Source organism: Streptomyces sp. NPDC021212 (genome assembly GCF_044332925.1).
In the GTDB taxonomy this organism is placed as follows: domain Bacteria; phylum Actinomycetota; class Actinomycetes; order Streptomycetales; family Streptomycetaceae; genus Streptomyces.
In genome coordinates this window covers 403,217-417,532 of sequence record NZ_JBIRPZ010000009.1, presented here as the reverse complement: position 1 = coordinate 417,532, position 14,316 = coordinate 403,217, and the positions used below count along the sequence as shown (strand labels likewise).

General features: G+C 71.5%; 14 protein-coding genes. 3 read left to right on the top strand and 11 right to left on the bottom strand.

The window, feature by feature from the left end; translation table 11 throughout:
* Positions 1–10 precede the first annotated feature (10 nt).
* Complete coding sequence (locus ACH4SI_RS25770; RefSeq protein WP_398299425.1) at positions 11–1,126, bottom strand: helix-turn-helix domain-containing protein; 1,116 nt, start codon at positions 1,124–1,126, stop codon at positions 11–13.
* 130 nt (positions 1,127–1,256) lie between these two features.
* Between ACH4SI_RS25770 and ACH4SI_RS25765 the strand changes: the two genes are divergently transcribed.
* On the top strand, positions 1,257–1,673 hold the full coding sequence (locus tag ACH4SI_RS25765; RefSeq protein ID WP_398299423.1) for a hypothetical protein: 417 nt from the start codon (positions 1,257–1,259) through the stop codon (positions 1,671–1,673).
* A 186-nt stretch (positions 1,674–1,859) separates the two neighbouring features.
* On the opposite strand, the gene ACH4SI_RS25760 is transcribed toward ACH4SI_RS25765, so the two are convergent.
* Positions 1,860–2,216 carry an ArsR/SmtB family transcription factor gene (locus ACH4SI_RS25760; RefSeq protein WP_398299421.1) on the bottom strand — a complete coding sequence of 119 codons (357 nt, stop codon included), beginning with the start codon at positions 2,214–2,216 and terminating at the stop codon, positions 1,860–1,862.
* Positions 2,217–2,283: 67 nt separating this feature from the next.
* On the opposite strand from ACH4SI_RS25760, the gene ACH4SI_RS25755 reads away from it, so the two are divergent.
* Entirely contained in the window at positions 2,284–4,221 is a 1,938-nt protein-coding gene (locus ACH4SI_RS25755; protein ID WP_398299419.1) for a heavy metal translocating P-type ATPase, read from the top strand.
* Between the two features lie 3 nt (positions 4,222–4,224).
* Here ACH4SI_RS25755 and ACH4SI_RS25750 read toward each other — a convergent pair whose 3' ends face one another.
* Positions 4,225–6,819: a bifunctional FO biosynthesis protein CofGH gene (locus ACH4SI_RS25750; RefSeq protein WP_398299417.1), complete on the bottom strand. Its 2,595-nt coding sequence runs from the start codon at positions 6,817–6,819 to the stop codon at positions 4,225–4,227.
* 121 nt (positions 6,820–6,940) lie between these two features.
* A complete protein-coding gene (locus ACH4SI_RS25745; protein ID WP_398299415.1) occupies positions 6,941–7,795 on the bottom strand; it encodes an LLM class F420-dependent oxidoreductase in 855 nt (284 codons plus the stop codon).
* Between the two features lie 143 nt (positions 7,796–7,938).
* Between ACH4SI_RS25745 and ACH4SI_RS25740 the strand changes: the two genes are divergently transcribed.
* Positions 7,939–9,453 (top strand): CehA/McbA family metallohydrolase, encoded by a 1,515-nt coding sequence (locus ACH4SI_RS25740; RefSeq protein ID WP_398299413.1) that lies wholly within the window; start codon positions 7,939–7,941, stop codon positions 9,451–9,453.
* 39 nt (positions 9,454–9,492) lie between these two features.
* Here the strand turns inward: ACH4SI_RS25740 and ACH4SI_RS25735 are convergent, their stop codons facing one another.
* From ACH4SI_RS25735 to ACH4SI_RS25705, 7 genes are all read right to left on the bottom strand, one after another.
* The gene (locus ACH4SI_RS25735; protein WP_398299411.1) at positions 9,493–9,945 is read right to left on the bottom strand and encodes a VOC family protein; all 453 of its coding nucleotides are present in this window, start codon (positions 9,943–9,945) and stop codon (positions 9,493–9,495) included.
* 292 nt (positions 9,946–10,237) lie between these two features.
* The gene (locus ACH4SI_RS25730) at positions 10,238–10,321 is read right to left on the bottom strand and encodes a hypothetical protein (protein WP_398299510.1); all 84 of its coding nucleotides are present in this window, start codon (positions 10,319–10,321) and stop codon (positions 10,238–10,240) included.
* Between the two features lie 17 nt (positions 10,322–10,338).
* Positions 10,339–10,491, bottom strand: a complete 153-nt coding sequence (locus ACH4SI_RS25725; protein WP_398299409.1) for a hypothetical protein — start codon at positions 10,489–10,491, stop codon at positions 10,339–10,341.
* A complete protein-coding gene (locus tag ACH4SI_RS25720) occupies positions 10,491–11,174 on the bottom strand; it encodes a GntR family transcriptional regulator (RefSeq protein WP_398299407.1) in 684 nt (227 codons plus the stop codon). The genes ACH4SI_RS25725 and ACH4SI_RS25720 overlap by 1 nt, the downstream gene beginning before the upstream one ends.
* 40 nt (positions 11,175–11,214) lie before the next feature.
* Positions 11,215–11,928, bottom strand: a complete 714-nt coding sequence (locus ACH4SI_RS25715; RefSeq protein WP_398299405.1) for an aspartate/glutamate racemase family protein — start codon at positions 11,926–11,928, stop codon at positions 11,215–11,217.
* Entirely contained in the window at positions 11,925–13,187 is a 1,263-nt protein-coding gene (locus tag ACH4SI_RS25710) for a dicarboxylate/amino acid:cation symporter (protein ID WP_398299403.1), read from the bottom strand. Before ACH4SI_RS25710 ends, ACH4SI_RS25715 begins: the two co-directional genes overlap by 4 nt.
* 380 nt (positions 13,188–13,567) lie before the next feature.
* Positions 13,568–14,293, bottom strand: coding sequence for a transporter substrate-binding domain-containing protein (locus ACH4SI_RS25705; RefSeq protein ID WP_398299401.1), 726 nt, complete (start codon positions 14,291–14,293; stop codon positions 13,568–13,570).
* Positions 14,294–14,316 lie beyond the last annotated feature (23 nt).

Here is a 14,316-nt window from a genome sequence, read left to right as displayed (position 1 = left end):
CCAACTCCTCTCACGCCTCGGCGAGGCGGATCGCGTACCGGATGCTCTCGAGTTCACGGCGAGCGGGTACGGAAAGCTCCCGGCTATCCAACATCACTGGCAGCCGTTCCCGGAGGGCGATCGCGGCACTTCCCGAGCGCACCAGCACGGGCTTCGCGGTGAGCAACGACCAGAGGGTGTGGACGTTCAGGTCGACGTATCCGTGATGTGGTGCGAGGCCCTGCGCAAGGTGCCTCAGAAGCCGCGCTCCCACCCAGTTCCCGAGGCTGCGAGAGGCGATGAACTGGTCGGAGAGCTCGACATGTTGCGTTTCTCCGATCCAGTAAGCCCAGTAGTTCAAGTTGGCCACCTCGCTGGCGTCGTCCTCACCCAGGGTGGCGCTGATGAAGTGGCGCATACGCTCTCGATCACCTTGGCGCGCTGCGACAGCGGCCACGGAACGCTCGTTCAGCCAGCGGCTCAGCCAATCAGAGGGGCGCGTACTGCGCTGCTGATGCGCAAGCCAGTCCCCGGTGTTCGCGCGGTCGTCATACCCCGCGAGGTAAAGGGACTGGCGGCGCAGCAAAAAGCCTTCGTCACCCCGCGCCTCCTCGGCTGTACGCCGTACCTCTGAAAAGAAGCGATCACGGTCTTCCACGGACAGCTCCGGGCCCGAGGGAACCGGCCCCCTGCGCTGTCGAGGCGATACAGGGAGCTCACGGACGGCAGTCGGCGGCTGTCCGTTAAGCGGCCAGGCCAGCACTTCCACCAAGTCGCGCTGCATGACCCAGGCGCCGAGCGGGTTCTCGTGAACGGAGACCTCACCGTCGAGTACACCGGCCAGCAGGACGTCCGCCTGCATGGCCCGCTCGAAGGCCAGGAGAAGTTGCGGGGAGGCACCCATCTGCATCAGCCGGTGGCGGTGGCCGAGCATCTGTCCGACGGGCACCGCCGTGAGAGGACGCCGCCCGCACTCCCATCCTGCGATGGTGTCGAGCGAGACCCCGAACCGTTCGGCCAGTGCGTCCTGGGTGAGATTCAGTTGCTCCCGTATCAGGCGAAAGACGTACCCGGAAACGATCCCCCTGCGGGACCGGTCAGCCTTTCCCTGACTGCGAGTCAGGGAAAGTGGGTCAGCCTTCGCCATGAGCCCCCCTAGCCGGGTCGTCCTGCCGTCATCGTCCCGTACCTGCGGTCCCTTTGCGCCCAATGCACTGATTCATAACGTCATGACCAGCGAAGTACTCGCTGTTTGGACCGAGAGACCAGGGACTCACATGACGACGAGCAGCAGGCCATGGACACCGCCGAACGGCAGCGACATCACCGTCCTCCCGACCGGCAGATGGTGGGACGCCGTCCGTGCGTCCGCGGCCGTCGGGGAGCACGCCTTACGGCTGCTCGGGCCCGAGTCCGGTGCCGTCATCCAGGACCGGCACGGCCCGTTGTACTGGCTGGTGCGGCCGGGGACGGCGGAGGGGTGGGATGTGCGGGACGTACGGGTGCTCGGGGCCGGGGTCGGCGCGGCGAGCTTCATCGGGGTGCCGCCCGTGCACCGGACCGCCCGGCCCGGCACGCATTGGCGCGTCCCGGTCGGGCCCGGCCGCTACCTCACCGATGCCGCGCTGCTGCGGGGCGCGCTGGCGCTGGCCGCCGGTGCGGAATGCGGGACGGGCGAGGTGGCGCGGCGGTGATTCAGGTCTGCTACCGCTGCCAGCGGCCGACCGCCGAGCCGGTCGTCGTCGCGGAAGGCCACGGCGCCAGCGGCGGGGGCCATACCGTCTACGCCTGCCCCACGCACGCGCCCAGTTTTCCGGCACCGCCGGATCCCCTCGACGAGATCGACGCCCTGCGGCGTGCGCCACCAACAGGCGACAGCGTCAGTCCGTGACGCCCAGACGGAGGTGTTCGACGTGGTGGAGGGCCTGGTCGAGGAGTTCCGCCACGTGGTTGTCGTGGAGGGTGTAGACGACGGAGCGGCCCTGGCGGGTGCCCGTGACCAGGCCGAGGTTGCGGAGCAGGCGGAGTTGGTGGGAGCAGGCTGACTGCTGCATGCCGACGGCTTCGGCGAGTTCGGTGGCGGGGCAGGGGCCCTCGCGGAGGCGGGCCAGGATCAGCAGGCGGGACGGGGTGGCGAGGGCCTGGAGGGTGGCGGCGACCGTCTGGGCGTTCTCGGGGGTGAGGCGGGCGCGCGGGGCGGCGGCGTCGCCGGCGGGGGTTTGTGCTCCATGGCCCATGGGCTCATCCTACGGACCGCAGTATGCATGAATACTTGTTCACATGTTGGTGGTAACGTCTGCGGCCATGACCTCCACGCTCATCGACCGATCCGCGCCGCCGACGGCCCGGCCGGCCGCCGTACCCCGCCGCCGTACCCGGGTGCTCGCCCTGCCGGAGGCCCGCTGGGCGCTGTCGGCGCTCGTGCTGTTCCTGGTCGCGCTGGCGGGCGAGTTGCTCGGCGCGCCCGGGTGGGTGTGGGGGCCGCTGTACGGCGCGGTGTACGTCACCGGGGGCTGGGAGCCGGGGTGGGAGGGGCTGAAGGCCCTCAAGGACAAGACCCTGGACGTGGATCTGCTGATGGTGGTCGCGGCGCTCGGCGCGGCGGCCATCGGGCAGGTGCTGGACGGCGCGCTGCTGATCGTCATCTTCGCCACCTCCGGCGCCCTCGAGGCCGTCGCCACCGCGCGCACGGCCGACTCGGTGCGCGGGCTGCTGGACCTGGCGCCCGCGACCGCCACCCGGCTGCTGCCCGGCGGCGGCGAGGAGACGGTGGCCGCCGACGCGCTGGCGGTCGGGGACACGGTCCTGGTCCGGCCCGGGGAGCGGGTCGGGGCCGACGGGCGGGTGCTGGACGGGGAGAGCGAGGTCGACCAGGCCACCATCACGGGCGAGCCGCTGCCGGTCGCCAAGGCGGCCGGGGACGAGGTGTTCGCCGGGACCGTCAACGGCACCGGGGCGCTGCGGGTACGGGTCGCACGCGAACCGTCGGACTCGGTGATCGCCCGCATCGTGCGGCTGGTCGAGGAGGCGTCGGAGACGAAGGCGCCCACGCAGCTGTTCATCGAGCGGGTCGAACAGCGGTACTCGCTGGTGATGGTGGCCGCCACCGTCGCCCTGTTCGCGGTGCCGCTCGCCCTCGGCGCGGCGCTTCAGCCGACGCTGCTGCGCGCGATGACCTTCATGATCGTCGCGTCCCCGTGCGCGGTCGTGCTGGCCACCATGCCGCCGCTGCTGTCGGCGATCGCCAACGCCGGGCGCCATGGCGTCCTGGTCAAGTCGGCCGTCGTCATGGAGCGGCTGGGTCAGGTGGACGCCGTCGCGCTGGACAAGACCGGCACCCTCACCGAGGGCACGCCCCGGGTGACCGAGGTGCGCCCGCTGCCCGGTGCGGGGCTGGACGAGGACGCGCTGCTGCGGCTGGCGGCAGCGGCCGAGCGGCCCAGCGAACACCCCCTGGCCCGCGCCGTCGTGGACGCGGCGACGGGACGCGGGATACAGCTGCCGGACGCCCAGGGGTTCAGCTCCGCGCCCGGGGTCGGCGTCCGCGCGACCGTGGACGGCCGTGAGGTGCGGGTCGGGGCGCCCGCGCGGCTGTCCACAGTGGTAGAGGTCGCCGAGGTGGAGGCGGCGGGCCGTACCGCGGTCGTCGTCCTCGTGGACGGCGAGGCGGCCGGGGTGCTCGGCCTCGCCGACCGGCTCCGCCCCGACGCCACGGAAGCGGTCTACGGCCTCACGGCGCTGACCGGCTCCCGGCCGGTGCTGCTCACCGGCGACAACCGGCGCGCCGCCGACCGGTTGGCCGCCGAGACCGGCATCCACGACGTACGCGCCGGGCTGCTGCCGCAGGACAAGGTCACCGCCGTACGGGAGCTGGCCGACGCCGGGCGTCACGTCATGGTCGTCGGGGACGGCGTGAACGACGCCCCCGCCCTCGCGGCCGCCCACACCGGCGTCGCCATGGGCCGGGCGGGCTCCGACCTGGCCCTGGAGACGGCCGACGCGGTCGTCGTACGGGACGAACTGGCCGCCCTGCCCGCCGTCGTACGGCTCTCCCGCACCGCCCGGCGCCTGGTCGTCCAGAACCTGGTCATCGCCGGTGTGTGCATCACCGCGCTGGTCGTCTGGGACCTGGCCGGGCAGCTGCCGCTGCCGCTCGGCGTCGCCGGGCACGAGGGCTCCACCGTCCTCGTCGGCCTCAACGGGCTGCGGCTGCTGCGCGAATCGGCGTGGCAGCAGCGGTAGGGCTCAGTCGCCCAGCACCGGCAGCAGCTCCGGAAGGTGGCCGTCCGAGGCGAGGGCCGCCTTCTGCCGCTCCTCCGCGACCGGACCGTACGTCGTCGACCGGGCGCGGGCCGGGCGGCCCGCCAGGTCGGCGATGCCGATGAGGTCCTGGATGGAGCGGTAGGAGCCGTACGAGGAGCCCGCCATGCGGGAGATGGTCTCCTCCATGAGCGTGCCGCCCAGGTCGTTGGCTCCGGAGCGCAGCATCTCGGCCGCGCCCTCGGTGCCGAGCTTGACCCAGCTGGTCTGGATATGGGGGATGTGCGGGTGGAGCAGGATCCGCGCCATGGCCGTCACGGCGCGGTTGTCGCGGGTGGTGGGGCCGGGGCGGGCGATGCCGGCGAGGTAGACGGGGGCGTTGGTGTGGATGAAGGGGAGGGTGACGAACTCGGTGAAGCCGCCCGTCTCCTGCTGGATCTCCGCCAGCAGCCGCAGGTGGCCCAGCCAGTGGCGCGGCTGGTCGACGTGGCCGTACATCATCGTCGAGGACGAGCGGATGCCCAGCTCGTGCGCGGTCTTGATGACCTCCACCCACGTCGCGGTCGGCAGCTTGCCCTTGGTGAGGATCCAGCGCACCTCGTCGTCGAGGATCTCGGCAGCCGTCCCCGGGATGGTGTCGAGGCCGGCCTCGCGCGCCGCCGTCAGCCATTCGCGGATCGACATCCCGGTGCGGGTCGCGCCGTTGACGACCTCCATCGGGGAGAACGCGTGGACGTGCATCCCGGGGACGCGCTCCTTCACGGCCCGGGCGACGTCAAAGTACGCCGTACCGGGCAGGTCCGGGTGGATGCCGCCCTGCATGCACACCTCGACCGCGCCCACGTCCCACGCCTGCTGGGCGCGGTCGGCGACCTGGCTGAGGGAGAGGGTGTACGCGTCGGCGTCGGTGCGGCGCTGCGCGAAGGCGCAGAAGCGGCAGCCGGTGTAGCAGACGTTGGTGAAGTTGATGTTGCGGGTGACGATGTACGTGACGTCGTCACCGACGGCCGCGCGGCGCAGGTCGTCGGCAATATGACACAGCGCGTCCAGCGCGGGCCCGTCGGCGTGCAGGAGGGCCAGCGCCGCGGGGTCGGTGAGCCGGGTGGGGTCGTCGGCGGCCTGCGACAGGGCGGCCTTCACGTCCGCGTCGATCCGGGACGGGACCATGCCGGGGGCGGCGGCCTCGCGCAGCGCCTCCCAGTCGCCGTACACCTCGTCGAAGTCGTCGCGGCGGTCGCCGGTGCGGCCCTCGGTGTCGATCGTATGGTGCAGATCGGTGCGGCCGGAGCCGCTGAACGCCTCGTCGGGCTCCTGCCAGGGCAGCCCGGCGGGCCGGGCGTCCGGGCGGGCGAGGCCGGTGGCCGGGTCGGCCAGCGCGCGCACGTGCGGCAGCAGCCGCGGATCCAGCCACGGCTCCCCGCGCTGGATGAACTCGGGGTAGACGGCGAGCCGTTCCCGCAGCTCGAACCCGGCGGCGGCCGACCGGTCGGCCAGCTCGTCCACCTGGGGCCAGGGGCGCTCGGGGTTGACGTGGTCCGGGGTGAGCGGGGAGACGCCGCCCCAGTCGTCGATACCGGCGCCGATGAGCCGCTCGTACTCCGCGTCGACCAGGTTCGGCGGCGCCTGGATGCAGCCGGAGGGGCCCAGGATGTGCCGGGCGACCGCGACGGTGGCGAGCAGATCCTCCAGCTCCGCGTCCGGCATTCCGCGCATCGCCGTGTCCGGCTTGGCGCGGAAGTTCTGGACGATGACCTCCTGGACGCCGTGGTACGAACGGGACACGCGGCGCAGCGCGAACAGCGACTCGGCGCGCTCCTCGTACGTCTCCCCGATGCCGATCAGCAGCCCGCTGGTGAACGGGACGGAGCTGCGGCCCGCGTCCTCCAGGACGCGCAGCCGGACGGCCGGTTCCTTGTCCGGCGAGCCGTAGTGCGGGCCGCCGGGCTCGCTCCACAGCCGCTCGGACGTGGTCTCCAGCATCATGCCCATGGAGGGCGCGACGGGCTTGAGCCGCTGGAAGTCCGTCCAGGTCATGACGCCGGGGTTGAGGTGTGGCAGCAGCCCGGTCTCCTCCAGGATGCGGATCGCCATGGCCCGTACGTACGCGATCGTGTCGTCGTACCCCTCGGCCTCCAGCCACTCGCGCGCCTCGGGCCACCGGTCCTCGGGGCGGTCGCCGAGCGTGATCAGTGCTTCCTTGCAGCCCATCTCGGCGCCACGGCGGGCGATGTCCAGCACCTCATCGGGGGACATGAACATGCCGTGGCCCTCGCGGCGCAGCTTGCCGGGGACGGTGGCGAACGTGCAGTAGTGGCACTTGTCGCGACACAGCCGGGTGAGCGGGATGAAGACGCTGCGCGAGTACGTGATGACCCCGGGGCGGCCCGCGGCCTCCAGACCCGCGTCCCGCACGCGCGCGGCCGACGCGGCGAGGTCGCTCAGGTCGTCCCCGCGCGCCTGGAGCAGCACCGCCGCCTCGGCGGTGTCCAGCGCCACGCCCTCGCGGGCACGCTTGAGCGCACGGCGCATCGCGTTGGCCGTGGGGGGCGTCGGTTCATTTCCCTGCGCGCTCGTGGTCATCCTCCGAGCATACGAGTGGTGTCCGACACCGCCAGACCGGCCGGGCCTGCGGTTTTGTGGGTCTGATCACGACAATTCGACGCCGGTGCCGGGAATATTCGTGCCGCCTACAGCCACCGGTCTACAGGTACTGGGCGGACTCATCGAGCGTGTGCAGGATCTCCGTCTCGTCCCCGGGCGGAAGCTGCACGACGACTTCCTCGATGCCGAGGTCGGCGAAGTGGGCGAGCTTGCCGGGCGAGGGGCGCACCGCGTACGGCACGACCTCCAGCGCCGCCGGGTCCCGGCCCGCCTCGGCCCAGACGCGGCGCAGTTCGGGGAGGGTCTCCGTCAGCCCGCCGCCGCCGATCGGCAGCCAGCCGTCCGCGTACGCGGCGATGTGCGCGAACAGGCGCGGCCCGGCCGCCCCGCCGATCAGGGTGCGCGGCCCGGTGAGCGGATCGCCGGACGGGCGCTCCCGCATCACCGGTTTGGGGTACGCGACACTCGCCCGTACCGACACGTACGGGCCCTGATGGGCCGTGGGCTCCTCCGTCCACAGGGCGCGCATCAGCGCCATCCGGTCGCGGACCAGTTCGCGGCGCTCGGACCAGACGGTGCCGTGGTCGGCGGCCTCCTCGACGTTCCAGCCGTAGCCGATGCCGAAGGTGAAGCGCCCGCCGGACAGGAAGTCGAGGGTGGCCACGCTCTTGGCGAGGACGACCGGGTCGTGCTGGGCCACCAGGCAGATGCCGGTGCCGAGCCCCAGCCGCTCGGTGACGGCGGCCGCCTGGCCGAGCGCCACGAACGGGTCGAGGGTGCGGCCGTACGGGCGCGGCAGCGGTTCACCCATGGGGGCGGGGGTGTCGCGGCTGACCGGGATGTGGGTGTGCTCGGGCAGATACAGCCCGGCGAACCCGCGCTGCTCCAGCTCGCGCCCGAGCCAGGCGGGGCGGACGGTCTCGTCGGTGAGGAAGACGGTGGTCGCGATGCGCATGAAGGGGGCGCTCCTGCCGCCGGGGGTCGAGGGGACGTATGTTCCCTCACCGCCACAAGGTTATCCACAGGGCTTTCCGCGGATGTCATCGACGCGTACAACGGTGAGACGCGGGTGACACGAATCCGAGTGTGGGGGCAGGCATGCAGCGACGGGACGTACTCAGACTCTCCGCGCTCGCGGGCGCGGCGGGTGTGCTCACGCTCGATCCGGTGTCCTTCGCGCAGGCCGGCGAGGCGGACCCCGGGGAGGATCGGTCCCGTACGATCACCGGCCATCTGCCCACCGGCTCCCCGGACTTCGTCTATCTGCCGGTGGAGGTGCCGGGCGGGGTCCGCGAGATCGCGGTGTCGTACTCGTACGACAAACCGGCCGTTCCGGCGGGCACGCAGGGGAACGCGTGCGACATCGGCATCTTCGACGAGCGCGGTACGGAGCTGGGCGGGCGCGGCTTCCGCGGCTGGTCGGGCGGTGCCCGTACGGAGTTCGCCATCAGCGCCGCGCAGGCCACCCCCGGATACCTCGCCGGGCCCGTCCGGGCGGGCACCTGGCATGTCGTCCTCGGCCCGTACACGGTCGCCCCGCAGGGCCTGGACTACAAGGTCACGGTCACCCTGCGCTTCGGCCCTCCCGGCACCACTCCGAAGCCCGTCTACCCGCCGCAGCGTGCCAAGGGGCGCGGCCGGGCCTGGTACCGGGGTGACTCCCATCTGCACACCGTGCACTCCGACGGCAAGCGCACGCCCGCCGAGCTGGTCGCCGCCGCCCGCGCCGCCGGGCTCGACTTCATCACCACGACCGAGCACAACACCACCTCCAGCCACGGCGCGTTCGAGGGCCTGTGGGGCGACGATCTGCTGATCATCACCGGTGAGGAGATCACCACCCGGAACGGCCATGTGGTGGCCCTCGGCATCGCCCCGGGCACCTTCATCGACTGGCGCTACCGCGCCCGGGACAACCGCTTCGGCCAGTTCGCCCGCAAGATCCGCCAAGCGGGCGGTCTGGTGATCCCGGCCCACCCGCACGGCACCTGCGTGGGCTGCAACTGGAAGTTCGGCTTCAACGAGGCCGACGCGGTCGAGGTGTGGAACGCCGACTTCGGCCCGGACGACGAGGCGACCGTCCTGGAGTGGGACAACACCCTGGTCGCCGCCGCCCGCGGCGACGGCCGCTGGCTGCCTGCCGTCGGCCACAGCGACGCCCACCGCGAGCCCCAGACCGTCGGCCTCCCCCAGACCGTCGTCCTCGCCGACGACCTGTCACGCACCGCCCTCCAGGACGGCATCCGCTCCGGCCGCTGCTGGATCGCCGAGTCCTCGGCGGTCGACCTCACCTTCGAGGCGGTCGACGGCCGCGGCAACCACGCCGGAATCGCCGACCGGCTGGCGGTCGCCCGCGACGCGGAGGTGACGGTCCGCCTGAAGGTCACCGGCGCGGGCGCGGGCCGCCAGGTCCGCTTCATCACCGACCAGGGCCCGCTCTACACCACCACGCTGCCCGACTCCGGCTCCGGCACCGTCGAGTGGAAGACCACCCCCTCCTACGCGGCCTACGTCCGCGCCGAGATCCGCCGCTCGGCGGCGGACGGCGGCGCGTCGGGCGTACCGGGCCCGATGGTCGCCCTGACCAACCCGATCTGGCTGGGCGAGCGCTGACGGCCGCCGCGTCACCAGCGGGGCCCCTGGACGGGACATCTAGCGCGTGCCGGCGGGCGGATCGGCGTAGACGCCGCGCAGCATGCCGGTGGCCTGCCCGACTTCGATGAGATAGCCGTCCGGGTCGCGCAAGTAGCACCGCACCTCCGCCTTGCGGTCGATGGGTGGCGTGAGGAATTCGGCGCCCTTCGCACTCCACTCTCGGTGACATGCCTCGATGTCGGCGACGCGGAGGTTGAGGAAGCTGCTGACCGTGCCCGGGTCGGTGGGCGGGCGCAGGGTGACGTCCGGCTTGTCCGGGGTGGGCCCGCCGCCCGGGTTCATGATGATCCATCCGTTGGCGAGCTTGACGGTGCAGGGATTTTCCTCGATCACCACCTCACCTCCGAGAACGTCGGTGTAGAAGGCGCGAGATCGGGCCACGTCGGCCACCGTCAGAAAGTGAGTGAGGAGGAGTCCGGAATCCGGGGCGGGAAAACCGTCACGGCGCATGCAAGACCTCCAGGCAAAACGGACGTTTTTACCCATAGTGGCGGATGGGCGTCCGCGACCACGAATGAACACGGCCGGGAGGGAAGCCCGCCGCGTCGGCCGTCGGCCCCTCCTACTCGCGCTTCCTGGTCAACCGTCCGGGCCGAGCCACTGGCTTCTGGGCGGCTGAGGGCAGCGTTCGCCGTGCGAGGGCAGAAGATCAGGCCACGGGACACATACCGGCCCGACCCGCCGGCCAAGTGCGCGCCGCGCTTCGGCAACAGCGGATGATGACGGCAATGCCGAGTCTCCGTCAGGACCGGCACGGGGGCGCGTACTCCGCATGTGGCACTGCTCGCTCCCAGACCGCCTCGAACGCCGAGCTGCACAGTCTCACTGTTGCCGGATCATCCGTCACGGTCTCGTCGTCAGGGGCGAGTTCTCCGTACCGTCGAAGTGATGGAAGAGGACCCGCGCGCCGTCATCGGAACGGAAGACGGCGGCGCCGGACTCACCGGCGGTGACGGGCTCCCAGCCGCCGCCATCACCGCTCGCGGGCAGCCTCATCAGGTGGGCTCTTCCGAGAATTGGTTGGTGTCGAAGAGCTGGTTGATGTGCCCGCCGAGGGCGGACCAGTGCCGGCCGGAGAGTTCGGCGGCGGCACTGGCGTCGCCGGTGGCGCAGACGTCGACGAGCTGGTCGTGGTGTTCGATGGTGTTGCGGCCGCCGAGCAGCGTGGAGAACTTGCGGTAGAGGATGCGGTGGATCTGGGGGTGGACCTGTTCGACTATCCGGCTGAGCACGGGGTTGTCCGCGGCCGCGATGGGGACGGCGTGGAAGCGGTCGTCGGCGGCGAGCGCGGCCGTGGTGTCGTTGTCGGCGACGGCGCGCTCGAAGGCCTGGTTGGCCTCGCGCATGTGCGTCAGGTCCTGCTCGGTCATGACCGGCACGGCGGTCTCTATGGCGAGCTGGTCGAGGGCGCGCAGGACGGCGAGGGTCTTTTCGACGTCGCGGCGGTTGAGGGTGGTGATGCGGGTGTAGACGCCCGGTTTGGCCTCGACCAGTCCGATGTCGGCGAGCCGGGCCAGCGCCTCGCGCACCGGGGTGCGGCTGAGCCCGAGGCGCTCGGCGAGTTCGCTGTCCTTGACCTTCTCCCCCGGGACCAGTTCACCGCGCACGATGGAGTCGCGCAGGCGGTGGAAGACCTCATCGCTGAGGAGGCGGCGGGAGACAGGGCTGTCCAGTGACATATTGCGTACAATACATCGCCTCCTGTCCGGCTCAGCCGCCTCACGCCGCGCGGGTCCGGCGGACGAGGGCCCGGGCCAGGATGGCGGCGGGGTCGATGAGGGGGACGTCGACGGCGTCGGCGGGCAGCCCGAGGGGGATCTCGGTGCATCCCGCGATGATCGCCTGTGCACCCCGTTCGGTCAGCTGCCGTGCGGCGCGGGCCAGGGACGCGGTCGCGGTGCCGAGGGTGCCCGCCTTCACGGCGCGGATGGCGGCCATGACCTCGCCCTCCTGACTGGCTTCGTCGGGGAGCACGAGGCGGATGCCGTAGCGGTCCAGCCATTCCTGGTACAGGCCCGCCCGGACGGTGCCGGTCGTGGCCAGCAGCCCGGCGGTGCGGACGGCCGGCCGCAGGGTGGTGAGGTGGTCGGCCACTTCGCCGATCATGTGGATGATCGGCAGGCCGACGTGGTCGGCGATGCGGGGCACGAAGGCGTGCGCGGTGTTGCAGGGGATGGCGATGACGGTCGCACCGGCCTCGCGCAGCACGCGGCCGCCGTTGAGGAGCCAGGGGGTGGGGTCGGGGCCGTTGCCGAGAAGGGCGTCGGTGCGGTCGGGGATGGTGGGGTCGGACCAGATGACCGCCTTGAGGTGGTCCTGGTCGCTGCGGCCCGGAGTCATCGACACCAGCTTGGCGTAGAAGTCGGCGGTGGCCGCCGGTCCCATGCCGCCGAGGATGCCGATGATCTCCGTGGTGTCGACCGGGTCGGTCACCGTGCGTCGTCCTTCTGGAGGGCCGGGGCGAGCTGCGGTTCGGGGCCGGTAGGGGCCTCGCTCGTGCCGTGCTTGGCCTCCCGGCGCTTCTCGGAACTGTCCACGACGGCGGCGGCGAGCGCGTTGCCGATGACGTTCACGCCGGTGCGGGCCATGTCGACGATGAAGTCCACACCGAGGAGCAGGGCGATGCCCTCGGCGGGCAGCCCGATGCTGTTGCCGGCCGCGATGAGGACGACGACGGAAGCGGAGGCCACACCGGCCATGCCCTTGGAGAGGAGCACCAGCACACCGACCATGAGGAGCAGGGCGGGCAGGGAGGTGTCGGCGCCGTAGGCGTTGGCGATGAACACCAGGCCCGCGGCCTGGTACAGGACGGAGCCGTCGGTGTTGAACGAATAGCCGAGGGGCACGACGAACGAGGTCGTCGACCGGTTGAGGCCGAAGTCCTCCAACTTGCCCATGAGGGGAGCCAGTACGGATTCGGAGCTACGGGTGACGAAGGCGATCCCGGCCAGGTTGGCGATCGACTTCAGCAGCGCGACGTAGCGGATGCGGAAGATCGCGGCGATGAGGGGAAACAGCACGCCGATCACGATGACCAGGCCCGCGTAGACGACGGCGATGAAGCCCATGAGGCTGCGCAGGTTGCCGAAGCCGTAATGGGCGACGTCGTAGGAGAGGAAGCCGAGCACGCCTACGGGGGCGACGCGGATGACGTACCCGACGACCTTGAACATCACCGTCGCGACGGAGTCCAGCACCGAGGCGAAGGGGGCCGCCTTCTCGCCGATGGCGGCCATGGCCACGCCCACCAGCAGGGCGAAGACGATCGCGCCGAGCAGGTTGCCCTCGCTGAAGGCGGCGAAGATGTTCTTCGGAACCGCGTGCAGGATCAGCTCGTGGAAGTCGATCCCCTGGTCGAGGCTTTCCAGGTCCTTGGGGTTGGCGGCCCCGACGGGGGCGCCCTTGCCGATACCGGTGAACTTCGCGAGGCCCACGGCGATCAGCAGGACGACGGTGGTGACGATCTCGAAGTAGAGAATGGCCTTGCCGGCGATCCGGCCGACCTTCTTGACCGACTCCATGCGGGCGATGCCCAGCACGATGAGCGGGAAGACCAGCGGCAGAACGACGACCTGCACCAGGTTGAGGAAGATATCGCCGAGGATCTTCATCTGCTCACCGACGGACGGTGCGAGGGCCCCGATGAGGGCTCCCAGTCCGACGGCGATGATCGACTGCACACCGATCGGCATCCGCAGACATCGCCGCAGAAGCCCCGGCCGAGATCCGGATGGTGTGTCTGTGCTGGTGGCCTGGGCAGGTGGTGCGTTCATCCGTGCTCCAATATATTGCGCTCTGCGTATTGGGGCGTAAGACTGCGCCCCAGGCAGCGGCCTGTCAAGGGGTCCGGCAGCGGACTGCGGCTACGACGAGGAGCACGGATGGCACAGGCCACACGCGTTGAGCACGATCTGGTGGGACACGAGGAGGCCCCGGCCGACGCCTACCGCGGCGGGCACGCGGTGCGGGCCGTGGAGAATTCGCGATCGCCGGATGACGCCGACCAGGTCGTCGTCGGCCCCGTCCAGGACGGGGCGGGCGCCCGCTCGCGGGCGAAAGGTCCTGGGGTTCGTTACGCCGCGGGAGCGGCCAGTGCCGGATCCTGTCCGGACCGGTGCAGAGCCTGGGCGACGAACCCGGACGCCGTCAGGTGAGCCACTGTCTCGCTCAGGAACCGCACCGTCTCCGGTCGGCGCTCCTTCGTGGTCCCGACGGCCTGCCGGATGGTCATGAAAGCGGGCTCGACCAGGCGCAGTCCGGGCCGTTCGGCGAGATGCGCGGTGAGTGGCTGCCGGATTCCCGCCGCGACCTCCAGCTTCTCGGTGTGGAAGACGTCCACCCCCTCCGGGCCCCGGACCAGGGTGACGTGGCGCAGGGTGCGCGTCAGGTACAGGTCGTAGGCGGAGCCCCGCTTCACCCCGATCCGGATGCCCGCGCGGTCCACGTCTTCCGGTGCCCGCAGCGTGGACTCGGCCGGGACGGCGTACACCCCTTCGATGTGCGCATACGGGGCGGTGAACGCGATCTCCGCCTCACGGGCCGGTTCGACGGCGAGGAAGCACAGGTCGGCGCGGCCGGTGGCCATCGCCTCGTAGGACTTGCGGGCCGCGTCGAAGCAGAGGAACTCCACGGGCAGGCCCAGGCGTCGGGCTATCTCACCGGCGAGATCGACGGTGACCCCGCGCGGCGCGTCCGGGGTGCCCTGGGCAAGGACGGGGTTTCCGAGATTGACGGAGACACGGAGCACTCCGACGGGGGCGAGGTCGCGGGCGAGCGCGGTGGCGTCAGTGGGCTCCATGGCGCCGAGTCCAGGTGCGGTCG